Consider the following 20,850-nt stretch of genomic DNA (forward strand, 5'->3'; position numbering starts at 1 on the left):
CGATTGTAATTATCTCGGAGCGATTCAATGAACGCTTGGCTGGTGGACATTTTCGGAGAGGCTTACGCCCCCGCGGTCTTCTGGATCATTGTGCTGATCCTCGTCGCCATAGTGCTTTGGATCGTCCTGCGCCTGGCGCGTGGCGGTCCGGGGGGCACCTTCATTTCCAGCGGCAAGGGGCGGCAGCCGCGCCTTGCGGTGACAGATGCAACCCCGGTGGACAATCACCGGCGCCTGGTGCTGGTGCGCCGCGACAATGTCGAGCATCTGATCCTCATTGGCGGTCCCTCGGATATCGTGGTCGAAAGCAATATCCGTACGTCCGGAGGAGCAGAACGGCCCGAACCAGAATTTGCGCCGCGTGCGGCCTCGCCTCGCCCCGCACCGCCGCGCAGAGCGCCTCCAGCCGAGCCAACCCCGCCCAGGCCCGCACCCGAACCGCGCCCGGCGGAACCGCCGCGCATGCCGGAAGCCCCGGTGCAAATCGCTGAAGCGCGGCGGCCTGAGCCTCATGCGGAGACCAGAGCAGAGCCCAAACCTGCCCCCCGGCCTGAGCCGAGGTCCGAAACAGGATACGAGCCGCGAACAGCGCCTGCAGCCTCTCCGGCAACGGATACGGCGCGCAACGAGCCGGAGGTTTCCTTAGCGCAAGCTGGGATTCGTGCCGCGCCTGCGGCAGCGGCGAGCTTTGTGTCGTCACCTCAGCCGGAACTGCCTTCGACGCCAGCGATGAAGCATACCTCCACGCCGGTCGAGGACAGCAAACCTTACGCCGTGGCATCCTATGAGGAAGAGGTTGTGCTCGACGATCTGTCTGATGCCATCGATGCGGAAGCGCGCAACATCAACCGTTCCCACGAGGACACGCTTGAAGACGAGATGAGCAAGCTGCTCGAAGAACTCGGCAGTGACAGGAAACCCGGTCATTAAAGGGTTTTGACGCCTGAGGATCAACCGGTGCGCTTCCTGTGTCCGGTGCGGCGCACGTCGAATTTCGTGACGCAGGAGCATACGGCAGATGCGTTGTGCGTGGTTCGCCAAGCTTGCCCAGGATGAAGTGAAGACACAGATCTGGGCGAACTACGCTGTCTCCCATGCAATCGGGCGACGCGCTAACACATCCTCCGGTCAGGCGAAATCACAGCCAACACCCATAAAAAAACGCCGGGCTTGGCCCGGCGTTTCGCTAAACGGGTAATGGTGCGAACCATCAATCGTCACGATAAACCTTTTCCCGACGCTCGTGCCGTTCCTGCGCCTCTATCGAGAGCGTAGCAATGGGCCGGGCGTCCAGACGCTTGAGAGAGATCGGTTCGCCGGTCTCCTCGCAATAGCCGTAGGTTCCATCCTCTATACGCTGCAACGCCGCGTCGATCTTCGAAATCAGCTTGCGCTGACGATCACGGGCACGCAGTTCAATGGCGCGATCGGTCTCCGAAGAGGCACGATCTGCCAGGTCGGGATGGTTGGCGCTCTCCTGCTGCAAAGCTTCCAGCGTTTCACGAGCTTCCTTCAGAATCTCGTTCTTCCAGCCGATCAGCTTGGCGCGAAAGTAGGAGCGTTGCCGCTCGTTCATGAACGGCTCGTCCTCGGAGGGCACGTAGTCGGCATCAATGAGCTCATTCATCGAGTCACCCCAAGATGTTCTAACGCCGGCGCCTATATATTCGCGCCCCCCCGCAACCACAAGCGCAAAGCGGCACGGTTTCACGCTTTTGTTAAAGCTCATGGGAAAACGCACATAAGCTTTTCCTTGAAATCGAAATGCATATTAGGCTCATTCGGGGTCGCTTAAGACGATTTGCCGTTTCAAACGAGCAAAATGCCGGCTTTTTGGTGCAAAAACTGGTAACAGGGAGGATTTCCGCCGTGCACAGGCTTTTTCTTCTCAGGCATGCAAAATCCGGCTGGGCAGCACCCGGAATGACCGATTTCGAACGCCCGCTAACGGCTTCGGGTATCTCCGATGCGGAAGCACTCGGCCGACATATGCGTGATTCCGGCCTTCTGCCCGACCTTGTCCTGTGCTCGACCGCCAGACGCGCACGCGAAACGCTCGACCGGGTTCTCTCGGTTTTCGGCGAGATGACACCGCGCATTATCCATGATGAAGAGCTCTACAATTCCGATGCCGCACGCTATGTGGAAATTATTCGGGAAGCGCCCGAAAATGCCGCCTTGCTGGTCGTTGGACATAACCCGGTGATGGAGGATTTAGCCTTCGCGCTTCCCAGAGGCGGCAATGCGGACGCGATGCGGCTTGCATCCTCCGGTTTTCCAACCTGCGGCCTTGCCGTCCTGGGCTTTGAAAACCCGCTGTCGGAACTCCAACCGGGAACCGGCAGCCTCGAAGCCTTCCTGAGACCTGAACGCGTCTGAGTCATGTTTTCCAGACAGGACCGGCACCTGCGGAACGCAGGAACTAATGGGCTCTGGGCGTATCAGCCGATAACGCGACATGCTTTTACGATGCCCTTCAATCGCCAGATGAGTTTCCTATATGCAAGGCGCTGCATCTTTTGAGGAATTCGCCCGTTGGCATCGCTGACCACCTTCTCCGATGAAGCCCGGATAGCACTGGACACCCTGACGGGTCGAGCCGCCGGGATCGTGTCGCCATCGCTCAGGCTCGGCGTCACGGGTCTGTCGCGGGCGGGCAAGACCGTTTTCATCACCGCCTTTGTGCACAACCTGATCCATGGCGGGCGGCTTCCCATGTTCGACGCCCAGAAATCGGGGCGTTTGACCAAGGCTTATCTCGAACACCAGCCCGATGACACCGTTCCCCGCTTTCAGTACGAGGATCACATCGCCGCTCTCGTCGATGAAAGGATCTGGCCTGAATCCACACGGGCCATCTCCGAATTGCGCCTGACGGTCGAATTCGAATCCGCCTCCGCCTGGAACCGTCTCTTTTCGCGCGGCAAACTGTCTTTCGACATCGTCGATTATCCCGGCGAGTGGCTGCTCGACCTGCCGCTTCTCGGAAAGAGCTATGCGGAATTTTCCGCGGAGGCACTTGAACTTGCCACGCTGCCGGCCCGGGCAGACCTTTCGGCGAAATGGCGGGCCCTCACCGAAGGGGCCGAACCCGACCAGCCGGCGGACGAGATGACGGCGCGGCGGCTTTTTGAAGCCTTTTCGGCCTATCTCAAAGCGTGCAAGGCCGACCATCGGGCCCTGTCGACGCTTCCGCCCGGGCGGTTTCTCATGCCGGGCGATCTCGACGGATCGCCCGCCCTCACCTTTGCGCCGCTCAAACCTGCCGGAAAGGCCAAAAACGGCTCCCTGCATGCGATGATGGAACGGCGTTACGAAGCCTACAAGACCCACGTCGTGCGCCCCTTCTTTCGCGAACATATCGCGCGGCTCGATCGGCAGATCGTGCTTGTAGACGCCATGCAGGCCATGAATGCGGGCGCAGAGGCGGTGGCCGATCTCGAACGCTCCATCACCGAAATCCTTTCCTGCTTCCGGCAAGGACGCGGCAATCTCCTGACCGGCCTCTTCTCGCACCGGATCGATCGCATCCTGATTGCGGCCACCAAGGCCGACCACATTCATCATGAAAGCCATGACCGCTTGCAGGCCATCGTGCGGCGCCTGGCGGACCGGGCCATTGCGCGGGCCGACTTTTCAGGAGCCGCAGTGGATGTGCTTGCCATGGCTGCAGTTCGGGCAACCCGCGAAGGCACGGTAAAACAGGGCAAGGAAACGCTGCCCGTCATCATCGGCACCCCGCTTGCAGGCGAAACCATTGGCGGAGAAACTTTCAACGGTGAGGCGGAAACCGCCGTTTTTCCCGGCGACCTGCCGGAAAAGCCCGGACAGCTGTTTCAGGCCATGGAGCAACAGTCGCCGGAAGCACCGATACGTTTCGTTCGGTTTCGTCCGCCACGGCTGGAGCGCACCGCAGAGGGCGTTACGCTCTCCCTTCCCCATATACGCCTCGACCGGGCGCTGCAGTTCCTGATTGGAGATCATCTGGCATGAGCCGCCCGCCAGCCGCGTTCCCTATCGAGCCCCCAACGCCGGAACCTGAAGAAAAGCCAGCTGCGAAGCGCAAGCCCCGCGCCATCGACCCGCAGAAGGCGGTGGCCGTGCGCGTGGACCCGCAGGACTATTTCGAGGAGACAGATCTGGCCCTTGCGGAGCTGCCGCCAGTGCCGCCGCGCCGGCGCTCATGGCTTGCGCGGATTTTCTTCGGGGCTTTCGGTCTCCTGATTTCGCTCGCCATCGGCCTGTGGACAGATCGGCTGATACGCGATCTCTTCACCCGTGCCGACTGGCTCGGCTGGCTGGCGCTCGCGGCTGCGGGCATTGCCGTGTTCGCCCTTGCCGCAATCGTTGCGCGCGAGGCCCTGGCGCTGATGCGCCTTGCCTCGATCGAAGAAGTGCGGCGCGATGCCGACGACGCCATACTGCGCGACGATGCCAAGGCTGCGCGCAAGACGGTCGAGCACCTCACCTCGCTACTGGCCGCCAAGCCCGAAACCGCGCACGGACGCCGGACACTGGCCGGGCTGAAGGACGATATCATCGACGGCTCCGATCTCATGGCCCTGGCGGAAAAGGAGCTGATGGCGCCGCTCGATGCGCTCGCCCGCAAGCAGGTGCTGGACGCTGCCAAACGGGTTTCCGTGGTGACGGCTGTGTCGCCCCGCGCACTGGTCGATGTCGCCTATGTGGTTTTCGAGGCAGCGAGGCTTACCCGGCGTATTGCCGACATCTATGGCGGCCGACCGGGCTTTCTGGGCTTCCTGCATCTGGTGCGCAACATTCTGGCGCATCTCGCCGTCACCGGGTCCATGGCCGCCGGTGAGACACTGGTGCAACAGGTGGTCGGACACGGTCTGGCGGCGAGGCTTTCCGCCAAGCTTGGCGAAGGGGTTGTCAATGGCATGATGACCGCGCGCATCGGCATCGCCGCCATGGCGGCCGCCCGCCCCCTCTCCTTCAATGCCCTGCCCCGGCCAGGCATAGGAGACTTCCTGAAAGCGCTGACGAGCTTCACGGCGCAGAAGGCGAACGGTAAGGATCCCGAACAGCAACGGTAAGTCCCGGCTGAAGATAAAAGCGGCTCTTCGATTTGCCGGCGCGCTATGGTAGACAAAGCGTTAACCAATCTGCTGCATGGTTCTTGCAACCCCTGTCCGAATGAACTGGTGCCGTCTCGTCATGCTGAAAACCGCGCTGAAGATCGCTCTCGCCACCATCGCAGCCGCGCCGCTGGCCGGCCTTGCAACGAAGGCGGACGCCTCCGAGCGCGAGAAGGTGTTTTTCCAGTCAGTCGAAGGATCGTGGTCAGGGCCCGGCGAGATCGTCGCGGGTAAGTATAAGGGCACCAAATTCGTCTGCAATTTCGACGGCGACACGCCGCAGGGCGGTGTGGGAATGGCGCTCGACGGCAATTGCCGCGTGGGCGTTTTCACACAACCCATGAAGGCCAGCGTGGTTCGCGGCAAAGGCGGCTTCAAGGGCACATTCCTTGATGGGGCCGCCGGCAAGGGGCTCGATGTGACGAGCGGCAAGGTCATCGGCAATGACGTCATCTTCGCTCTCAACCGCTCCTCGCTCAGCGGCGCAATGCGCGCGCGCATCACCGGGCGCGATACGATGCAGATCACCATATCGGTGAAGGTCGAGGAAGAGATGGTGCCGGTGATCGGCATGAAGCTGAAGCGCGTCGATACGGGTGCGGTCGGCGCAATCGCCCGCGACTGAGCCTGACGCGCCGTGCATCTTTTCGCACTTGCATCGGATTCCTGAACTTCCTGTCGTCCGTGTTCAGGCAGCCCGCAAGCGTTGCGGCTGCCCAATGCTTCATTTCCACCAATCTTGCGGGCGCGCGACACGCTCCAGGCCGACTCGGTCAACGGTCTCCAGCCAGGACGCAATGCTGCGGCCCTCGACCAGCCGTTGCGGGGCCAGTTCCGCCAGCGGCTCCAGCACGAAGGCCCGTTGCGTCATGCGCGGATGGGGGATGGCAAGCCCCTCTTCATTCACCATACGATCATCGTAAAGCAGGATATCGATATCGATGGAACGCGGTCCCCAGCGCTCGTCGCGCACCCTTTTTAGGCTGCGCTCCATGTCGAGACAGGCCGCCAGCAGCGCATGCGGCTCCAGATCTGTCCGGATATGGGCGGCGGCATTGAGAAAATCGGGCTGGTCGACCTTACCCCAGGGAGGGGTGCGATAAAGAGAGGAAACGGCGACGACCTCGGTATCGCCGCGCCTATCAAGCATGCTCAAAACGGAGTGTATGGCAGCTTGCGGATTGCCGATATTGCCACCAAGGCCCAGATAGACGTCGTGCGTAGCCTTCATGCTATTGGGGCCAAACCACCGTCACCTCGACGTAGTCGAGAACGCCAGGGACTGGTGCGTTGGGCTTACGGATGGTGATTTCGGCACTGCTTATCTCGCGGAAACGCGCCGTTAAGGCCTGCGCTACCTCGAGCGCCAGCGCTTCTATCAGAAAACGGCGCTGGCCGGTGACGATCTCCTCGATCACCTTGAAGGCAACACCGTAGTCCACGGTGCCTTCGAGAGAATCATCGCTCAGTGCACGGCCTGGCTCGACCGTGAGCACAGCATCGACATAAAAACGCTGTCCGAGGCGCTCTTCTTCATCGTGCACGCCGTGACGGGCGAAGAACGCGCAATTCTGCATCCGGATTACATATTTCATCTGTTCCACCATCCTTCGCCCGAAGCATTGAGCATAGCATCGGCAACCTTCAGGGCATCTGTGTTCATTGCAACATCGTGCACACGGAAGGCGGCTGCGCCCTTTAGCCTCAGCGCGACACTCGTCGCGGCCGTTCCCGCATCGCGTTCCTCGGCAGCCTCGCGACCCGTCATATGGCCGACGAAGCGTTTGCGCGAGGTGCCCACGAGCAATGGAAAGCCCAGAGCCGACAATTCGCCAAGCCGGTTCATCAGCTCGATATTCTCATCCGCCTCCTTGGCGAAGCCAAAACCGGGATCAAGCAGGATCGCCTCTTCGTCAATACCGGCATCACGCGCGATTTCTATCGAACGATGCAGGAAAACATACTGATCCTCGATGACATCCGGCAATTTCTCCCGCTCCCGCCCCGTATGCATGATGACAAGCCCGGCGCCCGTTGCCGCGGCGACACGGGCAATGCCGGGCTCTCGCTGGAGACCCCACACGTCGTTGACGATGTGAGCGCCTGCGGAAACGGCAAGCCGCGCGGTTTCCTCGCGATACGTGTCAACGGAGAGGATTGCACCCGTTTCCGCAGCCAGCCTCTCGATAACGGGCAGGACACGATCCTGCTCTTCTGCTGAGGATACCGCTGCGGCGCCGGGCCTGGTCGATTCACCGCCTATGTCGATGATATCGGCCCCCTCGGCGATCATCCGGCGGGCCTGAGCGAGCGCATTTTCAAGTTGAGCATAATGACCGCCATCGGAAAAGCTGTCAGGCGTCACGTTGAGAATGCCCATCACAAGCGCCCGTTCGCCCAGAGCGAGGCTGCGCCCGTGCGCAAGTTTCCAGGACCGGATTGTCATCGGCTTTTCCGCGGTTCGATCTCGTCGCGCCGTATGTGCGGCGCAATGCTGCCAAAATCAATGCCCACATATAGCTGTTGTGCTTGTCAGCACGATGTTCTGCCAGGAAATTCGCCAGAAAATTCGATTGCCAGAACAGACGCCAGGCCGCAGGCTGTATCGGGGAATCGCCATGAAGAACATCGCACTGTCACTCGCCCTTCTTGCCGCGCTCTGCGCACCGGCGTCTGCCGCCAATGTGGCGCGGAGCTACACGTATTTTTCGATCGGCGGAAAATCGCTGAGCGACATCGAACAGCAGTTGCGGTCGCGCGGGCCACATGTGCAAAGCACCGGCCAGCGCCATCCGGGGGCAACGCGGATGGAGTTCACCACCAAAGTCAGTTACGCCGAAACCAAGGGAAATTGCCGGGTTTCCAAGGCCGCCGTTTCCGTGAAGGCCAACGTATTCCTGCCGAAATGGCGCAATCGCCGCACTGCCGACCGTGAAACGGCTTTGATCTGGGATACACTCTCGCGCGACATCAAGCGCCACGAAGACAGCCACATCAGCATTGCCAAGCGCTATGCACGCAAGATCGAAGATACGGTCGAAGCGCTGCCCTATCGCTCGTCCTGCAGCAAACTGCAGGAGATCGCCCAGAAGGAGACCGCGCGCATCCTGGAAGAACACGATGCGGCGCAGGAGAAATTCGACCGGATCGAGAGCCACAATTTCGAGGATCGCCTCATGCGGCTTCTGAACTACCGGCTGGATCAGATTTCAAAGGGCCGCCTGCCCGGCTGACGAGACCCGACGGCTCGCACGGATCGCCTTTTTGACAATGAATGCCTGCCTACGCCTGCCGTTCGGGCACGCGGACGACGAGGCCATCGAGTTCGTCCCGCACAATGATCTGGCAGGACAGGCGCGAGGTGGGCTGAACGTCAAAAGCGAAGTCCAGCATGTCCTCTTCCATCGGCTCCGGCTCACCGACCTTGTCGGCCCATTCCGGATCCACATAGACATGACAGGTGGCACAGGCGCATGCGCCACCACATTCGGCTTCGATACCGGGGACCGCATTGCGGACAGCATTTTCCATGACCGTCGATCCGTTATCGGCCTCGACCTCGAAGCGGCCACCATCGGCGGCAATGTAGGTGATCTTCGTCATACGCAGTTTCCGGGAAAATCCTGAGATGCCTTTTGGGCGTTGGCGCTGACTTAGATAGTTTGAGGGCGAAACTCAAGGCAGCCATTGATTGCGTTGGCGGTGCGCGCCACAAAGCCGCGCCCCGAACGCAGCCTGCAAAGCGACGATCCGGCCATACCGGGACATGGCGGGGAACCCGGCCCAAGCGTCGTCATCCTGCTTGGGAAGCTGGCAACCGATCTATCGATATGCCGCGATGAACTCGACCACTTCGTCGATGCGCCAGCCAAGATGCTCGATCTCGACCGCATTTTGAGGGTCAGCCTCGATGGCGGCTGCGGTTTCGGCCAAGGCAAACGCGCCTATACCGCGCGCAGACCCGCACAGGGCGTGAGCGAGTTCCCGGCGCACGGCAGGATCGGCCGCACGCATCCTCGCCGCCATTGTCTCGATCTGGTGCAGAAACATGCCGAGGACCTCACGCTCGAGAGCGCTGTCTCCCATCGTCTGGCGTGCGAGATGCGCACGATCCACAGGAGATTTGGTCTCGGCGACCGCATCGCCCGACCTCCGCCACACTCTTTCATCAGGCCTTGCCATGGGCTTCCCCGTACTCTTTTCCAGCCCTTAAAGCCTATTAACCCCGGATGGACAGGGGGTTAATGGCGATGGTTCAAAGTGATGCATTCGGCCAAAACGTCGTTAACCCTATGTTTAAACTTTTACGCATTTCGCCGAATGCTTGTTTTCAAGCGGCCCGTGTCCCAGTACGATACGCTTGGCTCATTTTGGGCATGTACCCGGAGTACGAGGCTTATTCGATTATGAGGCTCCGGTTGTGAGTAGCTGAGGTGTGGCGATTATGGCGCGTGTAACAAACAAGACGCAGGCGAAACACGATTTTGCCAAGGAACTCGAGGATGCCCTCGACCTTGAGCTTTCGGAAGACCTGGAGAATGGCGGTCTTGATATCGCAGCCTCCATGGAAGATCTGGAAGCGCAGATTTCGCAGGCGGCGGAAGAGTTGGCGCGCGAAAGCCGCGACAAGAACGGCAGCGGGGCGGCTGCCGAAGTCAAACCAGTAGCTGCTGCAGCAGAGTCAAAGCCGCCCGTGACCGACACTATCGACAAGCGTACAGTGCCCGAAAAGACGACCGCCCGGCTCGAGGAGAAGCCCCTCGACCGTTCGTCTCTTTCTCCTGCCACCCCTGCCCCGCAGGCCTCGACAGCTTCCGGCTTTTCACCTGCCAATGACGACCAGGCGGGCGATTTCAACCAATTCACGCGCAAGCTCAGCCGCAGCACGCCAAACACCGCCTATTGGCTGGTGGGAGCGCTTTCCGTGCTCTGGATCGTCGGCGGGCTCATGCTCGGCAATTTCCTCTACGGCTCATCGCTCTGGCAGATCCGCTCGGCCAACGACCTGATGAACGCGCCCTACGCCATCGCGCTGCTCGTCGGCACGATCATTCCGGTGATCATGTTCTGGGGCTTTGCGGTGATGATGCGCCGCGCGCAGGAAATGCGCCAGGCGGCGCAGTCCATGACCGAGATGGCTTTCCGCCTGGCTGAGCCGGACAATATCGCCCAGGAACGCATCATGACCGTGGGACAGGCCGTGCGCCGCGAGGTGCAGGCCATGGGCGACGGCATGGACCGCACGCTGTCGCGCGCGGTGGAGCTGGAAACGCTCGTCCACACCGAAGTCAGCGAACTCGAGCGCGCCTATAGCGAGAATGAAGTGCGAATCCGCCATCTGGTGGATGGGCTCGGCAGTGAGCGCGAAGGCATTATCGGCCACGCGGAACGCGTTCGCGCCTCCATCGCCGGTGCCCACGAGCTCCTCAAGGAAGAGCTCGATAGCGCGGGCGACATGATCCGCAACACCATCGCCAGCGCCTCCCAGCAGCTTGCGGCAACCGTCACCCAGTCGAGCGAAGCGCTTCTCAAGCAACTCGAAGGCACAGGGGGATCGATCCATCAGGGCATCGACGATCGTATCCGCGACATTTCCCAGCGCATCTCCACCTCGGGCGATGCGGTCGCCAATCTGCTCGACACGCGGATCGCGAGCCTGAGCAAGGGTACGGATGACGCCACACGCACGATCGGCGAGTTGCTGGACACGCGTGTGAACGCAATCACCAAGGGCACCGAGCAGGCAACCAACAGCCTCACCGAAATCCTCGACAGCCGCCTGTCGCATCTGTCGCAGACCACCCAGGAAGCACGCGAAACGCTCGGCGAACTGTTCGATACCCGTCTCGCGACGCTCACTGAACGGTCCGACGAGGCGACCCGTGCGCTCGGTTCCCTGTTCGAAACGCGCACCTCCACCCTTCTCTCGTCCCTCGGTCAGGCAAGCGAATCCCTCAGTGGAGAATTCGATTCGCGTCTCGGCCAGCTCGAAAGCGCCATCACCGAGCGTGGTCGTGCCCTCATCTCCGAATTCACGACACGCGCCGAAGCCCTGGATTCGGGCACGCAGAAGCTCAACAGCGCACTTGAAGCTCGCGCCCGTAGCATCAATGAGACGCTGATCGAGCGCACGCGTGAGATTGCCGACACCTTCGCCCGCGGCAAGGACGAGGTTGCAGCGGCAGTGGAAACCGGCAAGACCGCACTCGATACGGAGCTCGCCGACCTGATCGCATCCACGAATATCATGCTCGAAAACACAGCCGGCGAATTCGGCAAGAGCATAGATCGCGGCTGGTCGCAGGTGAGCACCCAGTTCGAGGCCGGCCTGGAGCGTCTGGACGCGGTCCAGGCGAGCCTTGGGGAAACGGTTCAGGGCCAGATTTCAGCCTTTAGCAAGACGCATGAACAGCTTGCTGGCGCATTGCGCGACGATATGGGCAAGCTCGACGCAGCGCGCGCCGCATTCCAGGCAGGAATCGGCAATCAGATCGAGGAACTCAACAAGAGCCGCGACGGCTTTGCTGAAGCCCTCGACAACAACATTTCCAAGATCGACGAGCGCCGCGAGAAGCTCAACGAGGTCATCGAGGCGGACGCAGAGCGCATCAACGACATGTTCACGCGCCAGACCGGCATCATCGAGGAACGCACATCGACCATGGAGAAAGCTCTCTCCATGGGCGTCGAGAATGTGCGCAGCACGCTTGAAAAGAGTGCCGTCGTGGTTGCCGGCGCACTGCGCGACAAGGTCATCGAGGCCACGACCACGCTCAACGAGGAAACCGGCAAACTCTTCGAAGATGCCGACCAGCGCATTGCTGCGCGCGTTGCGGAGAGCGCCAATACGCTCGACGGGCGGATCGCCAATATCGACCGGACTTTCGATGAAGCATCGGCCCGCTTCACCGAGCGCGCCGGCCTGTTTGCACAGACCTTTGCCGAAGTCGACGACCGCATCGCCATCCGTCTCGCCTCGACAGGCGAGACGCTTTCCAAGCACACGCAGGAAATCGCCGATACGTTCGAAACTGCCGAGCGAAGCCTTGCTCATCGCGTGGAAGCCGTTTCCGGCCAGCTCGGCGAGCGCACGGACGGTATTGCAAAAGTGTTTGAAGATCTCGACGAGAAGCTTGCCTCCCGCGCTCAGCAGACCGCGGCCGAGCTTGGGGCGCGGGCGGAGACCATCGACAGTTCGCTTGCGCAGATCGAGGGCCGTTTTGCAGAAAGCGCTGGCCGTATCGCCGCCTCGATCTCGGGCAATGTCAACGATGCGGACAAGCAACTGCGCGAAAGCGCCGAGTCGGTGGCTCAGCACGTCAACCAGCAGCTTTCCAACACGCAGGCACGCCTCGTGTCGACTGCGGACACCATCGCCCAGACCTTCGCGTCGGTGGACGATCACATCGGCAAGCGCACCAATGAGACAGTCACAAGTCTTGAGGAACGCACCCGTGAGCTGAATGCGATGCTTGCCGGACGCACGGCAGAGATGACGCGCATTCTCGATGAGACTGCACGCCCGCTGGTAGACCGTTTCGCTGCGAGTGGCGGCGAACTGCGCGAAAGCATCGAGGCTCTTACCGAGGAAACGACGCAGAAGCTGCAGAGCGAAAACGCGGCGTTGGTCCAGGCACTCACCAGCCGCACCAACGAGACGCTTTCAGCCCTCGAAAATGCCCAGTCGGGCCTTGCCAACCATGTGGATGGCCTGCTGCAGCGCCTCGGCGCCTCCGGACAGCGTCTCGGCTCGCTGATCGCGTCGGCTTCCAAGAACCTGACGGAAGTGGACGAACGGCTGAGCAGCACGGCGATGCATTTTGCGGAAAATGCCGAGAAGGCCGCAGACACCTTCTCCAATTCCGCCAATCTCATCAACGCCAACTCCGGTCGCCTCGCCGACTTCTCCGACCGCACCCTGCGCGAGATTTCGGCCATTGCCAGCCGCTTCGAAGATCACAGCAAGATGCTCGAAAGCGCTTCGGAACTCTTCGAAAAAGCACAGAATACGCTCGCCGGAAACATGGAAGGCCGCCAGGAGGCACTCGAGGCGCTCGTGCATGGCCTCGTGAACAAGTCCGAGCAGATCGAAAAAACGATGCATTCCTTCGAGGGTTTCATCGAACGCCTGCTCAGCACCGCAGAAGGCCGCACCAAGGAATCGGTCGATTCCATGCGTGCAGCGATCGCGGAAGTGGTCGATTCGGCAACCAGCCGCTTCGCCGGCGCTACGGAGGAAATCCGCCAGACCGCTTCGGCAATCCGCACAGAGCTCGAACAAACCCGTTCCGATGTGAAGCGCGGAATTGCCGAACTGCCGGCGGAAGCCAAGCAGTCCACTTCGGCCATGCGCAACGCTATCACCGAGCAGGTGAACGCGCTTAAGGAGCTGTCGGAAATCGTGGCCAAGTCCGGGCGGATGCACGGGTTCGACCCGGCGATGCCCCCCACTCCGGCACCGCTTTCCCCGCCGCAGCCCGAACCGGTCCGCAGCGCTCCACCCATGCCCCGCGCCGTTGCACCAGCTCCGGTGATGGACAAGCCCGTGGTCTCTGCTCCGGCACAACGCGCGCCGCAGCGCCTCGACCAGCAGCAGCGCCCCGCCGCCGCTCCGGCACCCGCTGCACCGCAGGTCAGGCAGCCTGAACCGGCTTCGGCAGGCGGCGGCTGGATTCGCGACCTTCTGCGCAGCGCATCCGACAATGAGGCTCCTGCCCAGCGTGAAACCCATCCTTCCGTTCAGAAGGAAGACCGTTCCGCCCTGCATGTGGTCGAATCGCTCAACTCGCTGTCCGTGGACATCGCGCGGGCCATCGACCACGAAGCCTCCATTGATCTGTGGGACCGCTATCGTCGTGGCGAACGCAACGTCTTCACGCGCCGTCTCTACACGCTGAAAGGTCAGCAGACGTTCGACGAGATTCAGCGCAAGTATCGCAACGATGCCGAGTTCCGCTCAGCGGTCGATCTCTACTGCCGCGACTTTGAAAAGCTCCTGCGCGACGTGTCGCGTTCGGACCGCGACAATATGATGACGCAGACCTACCTGACCTCCGACACCGGCAAGGTCTATACCATGCTGGCACATGCGAGTGGTCGGCTGCGCTGATCGGGAAACACGATCTCAGGAACTGAAGACGGGCCCTCGCGGGCCCGTTTTTGTTTGGGAAGGCCATTGGCTGCGGGTCTTGGCTCAACACTCTCACGTTCGACCATTCGGGCATGGTTTCTCGGGTCAAGGCCGAGGATAACGACGAACAAAAAGGTTCACGTCACACTCCAACCGCTGCGATTGGGAACATCCATTTCCACATCTCTTCATCCTCGGGCTTGCCCCAAGAAACCATGCCGGAACGCCCCCGAAAAGACGACTGGAAACGTGGCGGCGGCTGGGAACGCGCCCCCCCCCTCACCCGCACTGTTCCGGCACGAATGTTTCAGGCGAGCGAGACGCAAAATCAGATTTGCGAGACCGTCCAGTCGACGAGATCGGAAACGGCAGCGGCGAAGGCCCGGTCGAGGGCTGAAGCATAGGCCTGCCCGCCCTTGCCCTGAACCGGAACGGATGCCGTAAAGGTGCGCGAGGCACGCACGACGCCGGTGCGGTCATTCAGAAGGCGGACGAAAATCTCCACTTCGGCGCGATCACCTCCGCCAACGCGAATATCGAAAGCACGAAGATCCGCCAGGAGCTGGTAATCGATGGCGAGCCCCTCACCCGGCTTGCCGACACCGCCGAAGCGGCCAGATCTTTGAAAGAGATCCGCCAGGCGCGACTGAACGACGCGCGGGAGACGATCCGCCCAGCGCGCACCACCAAGAAGCTGAATGGCGCCGCTGCCGGTGCGGATGACGATGTCCTGTCCATCCAGCACCTTGATAGCGGTGGGTTCCGTGATGAGCAGTTGCGTGCGCGACACGCGCCGGCCGCTGTCAGCCACACGCGGCGTAGAGAGATCGAAGGCATCGACCGGCGCCGGGCCGCCGCCCGGCAATGCCGCGCAGGCCGAGAGCGTCGCCCCCATCAACAACAGCGCGGAAATCCTCGCCTTGGTGCTCAAAAGCTGCTCCTCGAATCAGACATCCAGCGAAAGACCGGAAAGATTCGCCCCTCTGGCGCCCGGAAGGCCAAGCGCATGATTTTTTTGGGATGCCGCAGGCGGAATGTCAACGCCGCGTCCGCCCATCATAACGCCGAATGTCACCATCTCCCCCGGTAATGATGCGCTGCGGGTTCTGCTCGAAATCGCTGACGGCGCTTTCGATGCGATTGATCGAACGACGGGCATCGCGAACCAGGGCTTCCACCTCACGCAGCCCCTGGCCTGAGAAGCGCTCCAAGCCGCCTGAAATCGTGTTGACGCGGGCGTTCAGCGTCTCGGCCATCTGGCGGAAGGATTTGAGCGTGGCGCGCGCCTCCTCGACAATGCCCTCGCCATCGCCCGAATCCAGCATACCATCAAGCTTGGCCAGAACAGAATCGAGCCTCACCGAGGAACGGTTCAGCTGATCGGCGAGCTGGCTTGCATCAGAGATGAATTTGTCGATGTCGTCGCGGCGCTTGTCCACCGTCTCGCTGACGTCGGCGATGTTCTTTGCTGCCTGATTGAAGGCGGTGCTCGCCTCTCCGAAATTGCCGAGCGCAGCCTTGACGGTATCCGGATCGACGCTGTCGAGAACCCCGTCAAGCTTGGTCAGCGTCTGGTTCGCGCCCTCCGAGAATGTCTGGATGGAACGGACGGTCTGGTCGACCCCCTTCACCACGCTGTCGAAATTCTCGCTTGCCTTGTCGAGCCGGCTCGAAAACTGCTCGAAATTGGAAACGACCGAGGCAACCTTCTCCCGATCCACCGACTTGATCAGCTCCTCGGCAGCCTTCAGGGTCGAATCGAGCTGACCGGATACGCCGGAGATGGTCTCCGAGAGCTTGCTCACATTGGCCAGGAAGTCATCGATGCCGTCGGCGTTGGATTCCAGCGCCTGGGAGAAACGCTCGACATTGCGGATGGTCTGGGTCAACGGCTCGCGGGCATCCTTGGTGAAGCCCTCAAGCTGCGAGACCACCGAATCGGCACGTGTCAAAAGGCTCTGGGCGGTTTGAAGGAGGTTGGTGACGGCCGAGGGGCTGGCCTCGATCTCCGCCACGGTATCCTTCTCCTCGGCAAGGTCGAACAGGTTCTGCTCGCTCGGATCGCCACCGCGCATTTCGATATTGGCCTGTCCGGTCAGGCCGGCAAGACCCACGTCGGCTTTTGTGGAATGGGTAATCGGCGTCAACCGGTCCACCTCCGCATCGGCAATCGCAAAGCTCGGATTGTTGAGATCGAGATAGACGCGGCGCACATCGCCGACCTTCACGCCATTGAACAGCACCGCGCTGCCACGCGACAGGCCCGAGGCGGAGCCGGGGATACGGAAGCGCAAAAGCGCTGTCTCGCCCCGGTCGCCCACGGCCGCCGTCCAGTAGACGAAGCCGAAAGCGGCCACGATCGCAAGGACAGTGAAGAAGCCGACAAGAACGTAATTCGCTTTTGTTTCCATAAACGCCTAACCTCGCGCGGTCCGGTCGATCTGCCGTGCCCGCTTGCCCCGGAAATAGGATTTCACCCAAGGGTCGTCGCAGGCCAGCATATCCTCGACGGTGCCTTCCACCAAAACACGCTTTTCCCCAAGCACGGCGATGCGGTCGCAGGCGGTCAGCAGACTGTCAAGGTCGTGGGTCACCATGTAGACGGTGAGCCCCATCGTATCGCGCAGTTTCGCCACCAGTTCGTCGAACTCCGCCGCCCCTATCGGGTCGAGACCGGAGGTCGGTTCATCGAGAAAGACAATATCGGGATCGAGCGCCAGCGCACGGGCAAGAGCCGCACGCTTGATCATGCCGCCGGAAAGCTCCGAGGGATATTTTTGCGCAGCGCTGCGCGGCAACCCTACCAGCTCTATCTTCAGATAGGCGAGTTCATCCATCAATTGACGCGGCAGATCGAGATATTCGCGCATCGGCACCTGAATGTTCTCCAGGACGGTGAGCGCCGAAAACAGCGCACCGTGCTGGAAGAGAACGCCCTGGCGCATGTCGACCAGCATGCGCTGGCGGTCGTTGGCCTTGTCGAGATCCTGGCCAAGCAGGGTAATCGTCCCGGACCGTTTGCGGATCAGGCCCAGTATGGTGCGGAGAAGCACCGACTTGCCGGCGCCCGATGCGCCGACAAACCCCAGAATCTCGCCGCGATAGACATCGAGTGACAGCTTGTCGAGCACAACCGTGTCGCCAAAACCGACGGTGACCTCGCGCACGGACAAGACCACATTGCGGCTGTCGCCGACCATCTGAGCGCGTTCCTGGGCAACAACAGACATCAGGCCCTCAGAAGTCGATTGCAGCGTAAAAGATGGCGAAAAAGCCATCGACGACGATAACGACGAAGATCGCCTTCACCACAGCCGCGGTGACATGCGTGCCGAGCGATTCGGCGCTGCCGCCCACCTTCATGCCCTCGACGGAGGCAATGATGCCCACGATAAGCGCCATGAAGGGTGCCTTGATCAGGCCTGCGAAAATGGTGGAAAGATCGATCGATTCGCGGAGCCGGTCGATGAAGGCCTCCGGCGGAATACCGGAATAGAACCAGGCAATCAGGATCGCACCTCCCAATGCTGCGAAGTTCGCGACAATGGTCAGGCACGGTACGGCCACCATCAGCGCCACAAGGCGCGGAAAGACCAGCACACCGACAGGATTGAGGCCAATGACAGTGAGCGCATCGACTTCCTCACGCATTTTCATGGAACCGATTTCGGCAGTGATGGCGCTGCCGGAGCGGCCCGCAATCATGATCGCCGTCATCAGCACGCCGAGTTCGCGCAGAATGAGAATGCCGACCAGATCGACCACGAAAATCTCGGCGCCGAAATAACGCAGCTGAAACGCGCCCTGCTGGGCGATGATGGCGCCCACAATGCCCGACATCAAAACGATGATCGGAACAGCACCCACGCCCATACGGTCGATCTGATGCACGATGGCGGCGGGATTCACCGCATGTGCACGCCCAAGCTTCATCTGCGCGCCGCCGATCGTTGCGCCCAGAATGTGTGCACCATAGACGATGTCGTCGCGCGCCTCATACATAGCGCGGCCGATGGATTCCAAAATCCGGTAAAGCCAGAAACCGTGGCGGGCGGGCTTCGCTTCATCGCCGTTCTCGGCGGCTTCCTCGACCGCACCGAGCAGGATCGCGGCGGATTCGGACTGGCCGCTGATTTCAACTTCGGCCCCGCGCTTGCGCAGGGCGTGCATCAATCGCTGCATCAGCCAAGCACCGGCCGTGTCGAGGCTTGTCACCTCTTCGAGGGCCAGTATGAACTTCGAAACATCGGAGCGTTTTTCCAGTTCGCGCATCCGGGCGTCCACCCGGGCGACCGTGCGCGTGTTCCAAGGACCGCTCAGCCGGCAAGTCAGAGCCGCGCCGTCCTGATGGACGTCGATCTGGGGCTCGCTCGTCCCGCCAGCCGCCTGCGGCGCACCGCTTGCCTCGCCCTGCGAATTGGTCAACATGGTACCATCAATAGTGTGGAGGAGGCCTAAAGTGAACCGTTGGCCCTCCCGGACAACCACCCTATAAGGCATGTTATCCTCCGATAATTCAGGCTTTTTTAGAAGTAGGGCAGAAATGACACGCGCATTGACCACCGAGATAGAGAGTTTCCCCATCGCCGGTGTGTTCACCATCTCACGCGGGTCACGGACAGAAGCCCGGGTTGTCACCTGCATCCTGAGCGAAAACGGCGTCTCCGGGCATGGCGAGTGCGTTCCCTATGCGCGCTACGACGAAACGGTGGAAAGCGTGGTCGAGGAGATCGAGGCTGTCCGGCAGGACCTTGCCAATGGCCTCGACCGTATCGGCCTTCTCGACCGGATGGCGCCCGGAGCGGCGCGCAATGCCGTCGATTGCGCCCTTTGGGACCTGGAAGCCAAACTGTCCGGCAGGCGTGCATCCATAACCGCCTGCACGGTGCCGCCACGCCCGTTGCCGACCGCCTATACGATTTCACTGGCAGCGCCCGATGAAATGGCCGCCCAGGCGCGGGCGCATGCTTCCCGCCCGCTCCTCAAGGTAAAGCTCGGCAGCGACAACGACGCAGCGCGTATCCATGCCGTTGCCGGTGCAGCGCCCGAAAGCCGCCTGATCGTCGATGCGAATGAGGGGTGGACCGCCGAAAATATCCGCGAAAACATGCTTGTCGCGGCGGAATTCCATGTGGCGCTCATCGAACAACCCCTGCCGGCAGGCAAGGACGGGTTGCTGCGCGACATCCCCCATCCCGTGCCGATTTGCGCAGATGAAAGCGTGCACACGGCGGACAATCTGAACGATATCGCCGGGCTCTACGATTTCGTCAACATCAAGCTCGACAAGACCGGCGGCCTGACCGCCGCGCTGGAACTGCGCGACAAGGCGCGCGACATGGGCTTCGGCGTGATGGTGGGCTGCATGGTCGGCACGTCGCTCGCAATGGCTCCGGCCGTGCTCCTGGCGCAGGGCGCTGATTTCGTGGATCTGGACGGCCCGCTGCTTCTGGCGCGTGACCGCGCGCATGGGCTCAGCTATTCCGGCTCGCTGGTTTCCCCACCCTCGCCGCATCTGTGGGGGTGAGGATACGCATCGGGCGGCATACCGCGTCGGGCGCTCACAGCGGCGTTCGAGACTTCACCTGTCCTAAGTGCATTTCATCCCCGAACCGGCACCCACTTCCTGGGGACATGCCTTGGCGACACCCCATCAGGCGGGTTCATCGTTTCATTGAAACATTGCCAGCTCTATCTCATTGTTTTTACGTATTTATACAGACACCAACTGTAACCGCCTGACTGCAAGATGCTCTAAGCGGCTTTGACGCGCCCGCGATCATAGACGACCACGCTCGGCACGGGCTGTTCGACCTCATTCTCGAGCACTTTCGCCCAATGGATGATCTCAAAGCTGCCGTCGAGGTTTTCGGCAAGTGCGGTACAGCTTTCCACCCAATCGCCAGTGTTCATATATTTGACGCCTCGGATCGTCTCTATCGCCGCGTGATGGATATGACCGCAGATCACGCCCTCGACTTCCGAGCGCCGCGCCTCCTGGGCGAGCACGTCCTGGAAAGAGCCGATGAACTTCACCGCCTTCTTGACCTTGACCTTCGCCCATGAAGAAAACGACCAGTAGGGCCAGCCGAACACGCGGCGAATGCGGGCAACAACCCGGTTGACGACAATGGCAAGATCGTAGGCCCTGTCCCCCAGATAGGCGAGCCAGCGTGCATTGTGCACCACCTGGTCGAACTGATCGCCATGGATCACCAGATAATGGTTTCCATCGGCCCCCACATGAATGGCCCGGTCCGCAACCACGATCCCGCCGAAATGCACGCCCTGGAAAGACCGCAGAAACTCGTCGTGATTTCCAGCAATATAGACCACCTCGGTGCCTTTGCGCGCCTTGCGTAAGAGCTTCTGCACCACATCGTTGTGACTCGAAGGCCAATGCCAGGAACGGCGCAGACGCCAACCATCCACTATGTCGCCCACAAGGAATATCTTCTGCGCATCGTGATAGCGCAGGAAATCGATCAGGAATTCCGCCTTCGCGGGCTTCGAGCCCAGGTGGACATCGGAGATGAAAAGGGTGCGGAAATTGCGGTGTGCGGCGCCGTTCATTGCCTCGCCCAAGCCAGATGAAATCGGCCCCTCTATGACTCGATTCAT

The 20,850-nt window shown here is 61.2% G+C and carries 19 protein-coding genes; 8 read left to right on the top strand and 11 right to left on the bottom strand.

Translation table 11 applies throughout. The features are described 5' to 3' along the window. Nucleotides 1-27: 27 nt before the first annotated feature. A complete protein-coding gene (locus NA8A_RS24320; RefSeq protein ID WP_009450070.1) occupies nt 28-930 on the top strand; it encodes a flagellar biosynthetic protein FliO in 903 nt (300 codons plus the stop codon). Between the two features lie 280 nt (nt 931-1,210). Here the strand turns inward: NA8A_RS24320 and dksA are convergent, their stop codons facing one another. Then, nucleotides 1,211-1,627: an RNA polymerase-binding protein DksA gene (gene dksA, locus NA8A_RS08775; protein ID WP_009450071.1), complete on the bottom strand. Its 417-nt coding sequence runs from the start codon at nt 1,625-1,627 to the stop codon at nt 1,211-1,213. Between the two features lie 242 nt (nt 1,628-1,869). On the opposite strand from dksA, the gene NA8A_RS08780 reads away from it, so the two are divergent. The 4 genes from NA8A_RS08780 (at nt 1,870) to NA8A_RS08795 (ending at nt 5,724) form a co-directional block, all read left to right on the top strand. Continuing rightward, nucleotides 1,870-2,379, top strand: coding sequence for a SixA phosphatase family protein (locus tag NA8A_RS08780; protein WP_009450072.1), 510 nt, complete (start codon nt 1,870-1,872; stop codon nt 2,377-2,379). Between the two features lie 156 nt (nt 2,380-2,535). Then, nucleotides 2,536-3,993 carry a YcjX family GTP-binding protein gene (locus tag NA8A_RS08785; RefSeq protein ID WP_009450073.1) on the top strand — a complete coding sequence of 486 codons (1,458 nt, stop codon included), beginning with the start codon at nt 2,536-2,538 and terminating at the stop codon, nt 3,991-3,993. Beyond that, nucleotides 3,990-5,057, top strand: coding sequence for a YcjF family protein (locus tag NA8A_RS08790; RefSeq protein WP_009450074.1), 1,068 nt, complete (start codon nt 3,990-3,992; stop codon nt 5,055-5,057). The genes NA8A_RS08785 and NA8A_RS08790 overlap by 4 nt, the downstream gene beginning before the upstream one ends. Nucleotides 5,058-5,178: 121 nt before the next feature. Beyond that, complete coding sequence (locus NA8A_RS08795; RefSeq protein WP_009450076.1) at nt 5,179-5,724, top strand: hypothetical protein; 546 nt, start codon at nt 5,179-5,181, stop codon at nt 5,722-5,724. A gap of 99 nt (nt 5,725-5,823) precedes the next feature. On the opposite strand, the gene folK is transcribed toward NA8A_RS08795, so the two are convergent. The 3 genes from folK to folP are packed head-to-tail and all read right to left on the bottom strand — an operon-like array spanning nt 5,824 to nt 7,545. After that, nucleotides 5,824-6,330: a 2-amino-4-hydroxy-6-hydroxymethyldihydropteridine diphosphokinase gene (gene folK, locus NA8A_RS08800; protein ID WP_009450077.1), complete on the bottom strand. Its 507-nt coding sequence runs from the start codon at nt 6,328-6,330 to the stop codon at nt 5,824-5,826. Between the two features lies 1 nt (nt 6,331). After that, the gene (folB, locus tag NA8A_RS08805; protein WP_009450078.1) at nt 6,332-6,694 is read right to left on the bottom strand and encodes a dihydroneopterin aldolase; all 363 of its coding nucleotides are present in this window, start codon (nt 6,692-6,694) and stop codon (nt 6,332-6,334) included. After that, complete coding sequence (folP, locus tag NA8A_RS08810) at nt 6,691-7,545, bottom strand: dihydropteroate synthase (RefSeq protein WP_009450079.1); 855 nt, start codon at nt 7,543-7,545, stop codon at nt 6,691-6,693. The genes folB and folP overlap by 4 nt, the downstream gene beginning before the upstream one ends. Before the next feature lie 172 nt (nt 7,546-7,717). Here folP and NA8A_RS08815 point away from each other — a divergent pair, with 172 nt between their 5' ends. Beyond that, on the top strand, nt 7,718-8,332 hold the full coding sequence (locus NA8A_RS08815; RefSeq protein ID WP_009450080.1) for a DUF922 domain-containing Zn-dependent protease: 615 nt from the start codon (nt 7,718-7,720) through the stop codon (nt 8,330-8,332). A 49-nt stretch (nt 8,333-8,381) separates the two neighbouring features. Here NA8A_RS08815 and NA8A_RS08820 read toward each other — a convergent pair whose 3' ends face one another. After that, nucleotides 8,382-8,702 (bottom strand): 2Fe-2S iron-sulfur cluster-binding protein, encoded by a 321-nt coding sequence (locus NA8A_RS08820; RefSeq protein WP_009450081.1) that lies wholly within the window; start codon nt 8,700-8,702, stop codon nt 8,382-8,384. A 219-nt stretch (nt 8,703-8,921) separates the two neighbouring features. Continuing rightward, a complete protein-coding gene (locus NA8A_RS08825) occupies nt 8,922-9,281 on the bottom strand; it encodes a hypothetical protein (RefSeq protein ID WP_009450082.1) in 360 nt (119 codons plus the stop codon). A gap of 262 nt (nt 9,282-9,543) precedes the next feature. On the opposite strand from NA8A_RS08825, the gene NA8A_RS08830 reads away from it, so the two are divergent. Then, nucleotides 9,544-14,208: an apolipoprotein A-IV repeat region-like domain-containing protein gene (locus NA8A_RS08830; RefSeq protein ID WP_009450083.1), complete on the top strand. Its 4,665-nt coding sequence runs from the start codon at nt 9,544-9,546 to the stop codon at nt 14,206-14,208. Nucleotides 14,209-14,557: 349 nt separating this feature from the next. On the opposite strand, the gene NA8A_RS08835 is transcribed toward NA8A_RS08830, so the two are convergent. The 4 genes from NA8A_RS08835 to NA8A_RS08850 all read right to left on the bottom strand — a co-directional run bounded on the left by NA8A_RS08835 (nt 14,558) and on the right by NA8A_RS08850 (nt 18,657). Then, on the bottom strand, nt 14,558-15,160 hold the full coding sequence (locus tag NA8A_RS08835) for an ABC-type transport auxiliary lipoprotein family protein (RefSeq protein WP_009450084.1): 603 nt from the start codon (nt 15,158-15,160) through the stop codon (nt 14,558-14,560). A 106-nt stretch (nt 15,161-15,266) separates the two neighbouring features. Then, nucleotides 15,267-16,640: an MlaD family protein gene (locus tag NA8A_RS08840; protein WP_009450085.1), complete on the bottom strand. Its 1,374-nt coding sequence runs from the start codon at nt 16,638-16,640 to the stop codon at nt 15,267-15,269. 6 nt (nt 16,641-16,646) lie between these two features. After that, nucleotides 16,647-17,459 (bottom strand): ABC transporter ATP-binding protein, encoded by an 813-nt coding sequence (locus NA8A_RS08845; RefSeq protein ID WP_009450086.1) that lies wholly within the window; start codon nt 17,457-17,459, stop codon nt 16,647-16,649. A gap of 7 nt (nt 17,460-17,466) precedes the next feature. Next, nucleotides 17,467-18,657: an ABC transporter permease gene (locus NA8A_RS08850; protein ID WP_009450087.1), complete on the bottom strand. Its 1,191-nt coding sequence runs from the start codon at nt 18,655-18,657 to the stop codon at nt 17,467-17,469. Between the two features lie 115 nt (nt 18,658-18,772). On the opposite strand from NA8A_RS08850, the gene dgcA reads away from it, so the two are divergent. Continuing rightward, on the top strand, nt 18,773-19,756 hold the full coding sequence (gene dgcA / locus NA8A_RS08855) for an N-acetyl-D-Glu racemase DgcA (RefSeq protein WP_009450088.1): 984 nt from the start codon (nt 18,773-18,775) through the stop codon (nt 19,754-19,756). A 227-nt stretch (nt 19,757-19,983) separates the two neighbouring features. On the opposite strand, the gene NA8A_RS08860 is transcribed toward dgcA, so the two are convergent. Further along, complete coding sequence (locus NA8A_RS08860; protein ID WP_040672181.1) at nt 19,984-20,802, bottom strand: UDP-2,3-diacylglucosamine diphosphatase; 819 nt, start codon at nt 20,800-20,802, stop codon at nt 19,984-19,986. Nucleotides 20,803-20,850: the final 48 nt, after the last annotated feature.

The sequence above is a fragment of the Nitratireductor indicus C115 genome (assembly GCF_000300515.1).
In the GTDB taxonomy this organism is placed as follows: Bacteria; Pseudomonadota; Alphaproteobacteria; order Rhizobiales; family Rhizobiaceae; genus Nitratireductor; species Nitratireductor indicus.

What these genes read in the sequence shown, in the direction of transcription:
- NA8A_RS24320 (WP_009450070.1), top strand. Translation starts at nt 28, where the DNA reads ATGAACGCTTGGCTGGTGGACATTTTCGGAGAGGCTTACGCCCCCGCG.
- NA8A_RS08820 (WP_009450081.1), bottom strand. Translation starts at nt 8,702, where the DNA reads ATGACGAAGATCACCTACATTGCCGCCGATGGTGGCCGCTTCGAGGTC.
- NA8A_RS08825 (WP_009450082.1), bottom strand. Translation starts at nt 9,281, where the DNA reads ATGGCAAGGCCTGATGAAAGAGTGTGGCGGAGGTCGGGCGATGCGGTC.
- NA8A_RS08790 (WP_009450074.1), top strand. Translation starts at nt 3,990, where the DNA reads ATGAGCCGCCCGCCAGCCGCGTTCCCTATCGAGCCCCCAACGCCGGAA.
- folP (WP_009450079.1), bottom strand. Translation starts at nt 7,545, where the DNA reads ATGACAATCCGGTCCTGGAAACTTGCGCACGGGCGCAGCCTCGCTCTG.
- folK (WP_009450077.1), bottom strand. Translation starts at nt 6,330, where the DNA reads ATGAAGGCTACGCACGACGTCTATCTGGGCCTTGGTGGCAATATCGGC.
- NA8A_RS08860 (WP_040672181.1), bottom strand. Translation starts at nt 20,802, where the DNA reads ATGAACGGCGCCGCACACCGCAATTTCCGCACCCTTTTCATCTCCGAT.
- NA8A_RS08850 (WP_009450087.1), bottom strand. Translation starts at nt 18,657, where the DNA reads ATGTTGACCAATTCGCAGGGCGAGGCAAGCGGTGCGCCGCAGGCGGCT.
- NA8A_RS08795 (WP_009450076.1), top strand. Translation starts at nt 5,179, where the DNA reads ATGCTGAAAACCGCGCTGAAGATCGCTCTCGCCACCATCGCAGCCGCG.
- NA8A_RS08830 (WP_009450083.1), top strand. Translation starts at nt 9,544, where the DNA reads ATGGCGCGTGTAACAAACAAGACGCAGGCGAAACACGATTTTGCCAAG.
- dgcA (WP_009450088.1), top strand. Translation starts at nt 18,773, where the DNA reads ATGACACGCGCATTGACCACCGAGATAGAGAGTTTCCCCATCGCCGGT.
- NA8A_RS08845 (WP_009450086.1), bottom strand. Translation starts at nt 17,459, where the DNA reads ATGTCTGTTGTTGCCCAGGAACGCGCTCAGATGGTCGGCGACAGCCGC.
- dksA (WP_009450071.1), bottom strand. Translation starts at nt 1,627, where the DNA reads ATGAATGAGCTCATTGATGCCGACTACGTGCCCTCCGAGGACGAGCCG.
- NA8A_RS08840 (WP_009450085.1), bottom strand. Translation starts at nt 16,640, where the DNA reads ATGGAAACAAAAGCGAATTACGTTCTTGTCGGCTTCTTCACTGTCCTT.
- NA8A_RS08815 (WP_009450080.1), top strand. Translation starts at nt 7,718, where the DNA reads ATGAAGAACATCGCACTGTCACTCGCCCTTCTTGCCGCGCTCTGCGCA.
- folB (WP_009450078.1), bottom strand. Translation starts at nt 6,694, where the DNA reads ATGAAATATGTAATCCGGATGCAGAATTGCGCGTTCTTCGCCCGTCAC.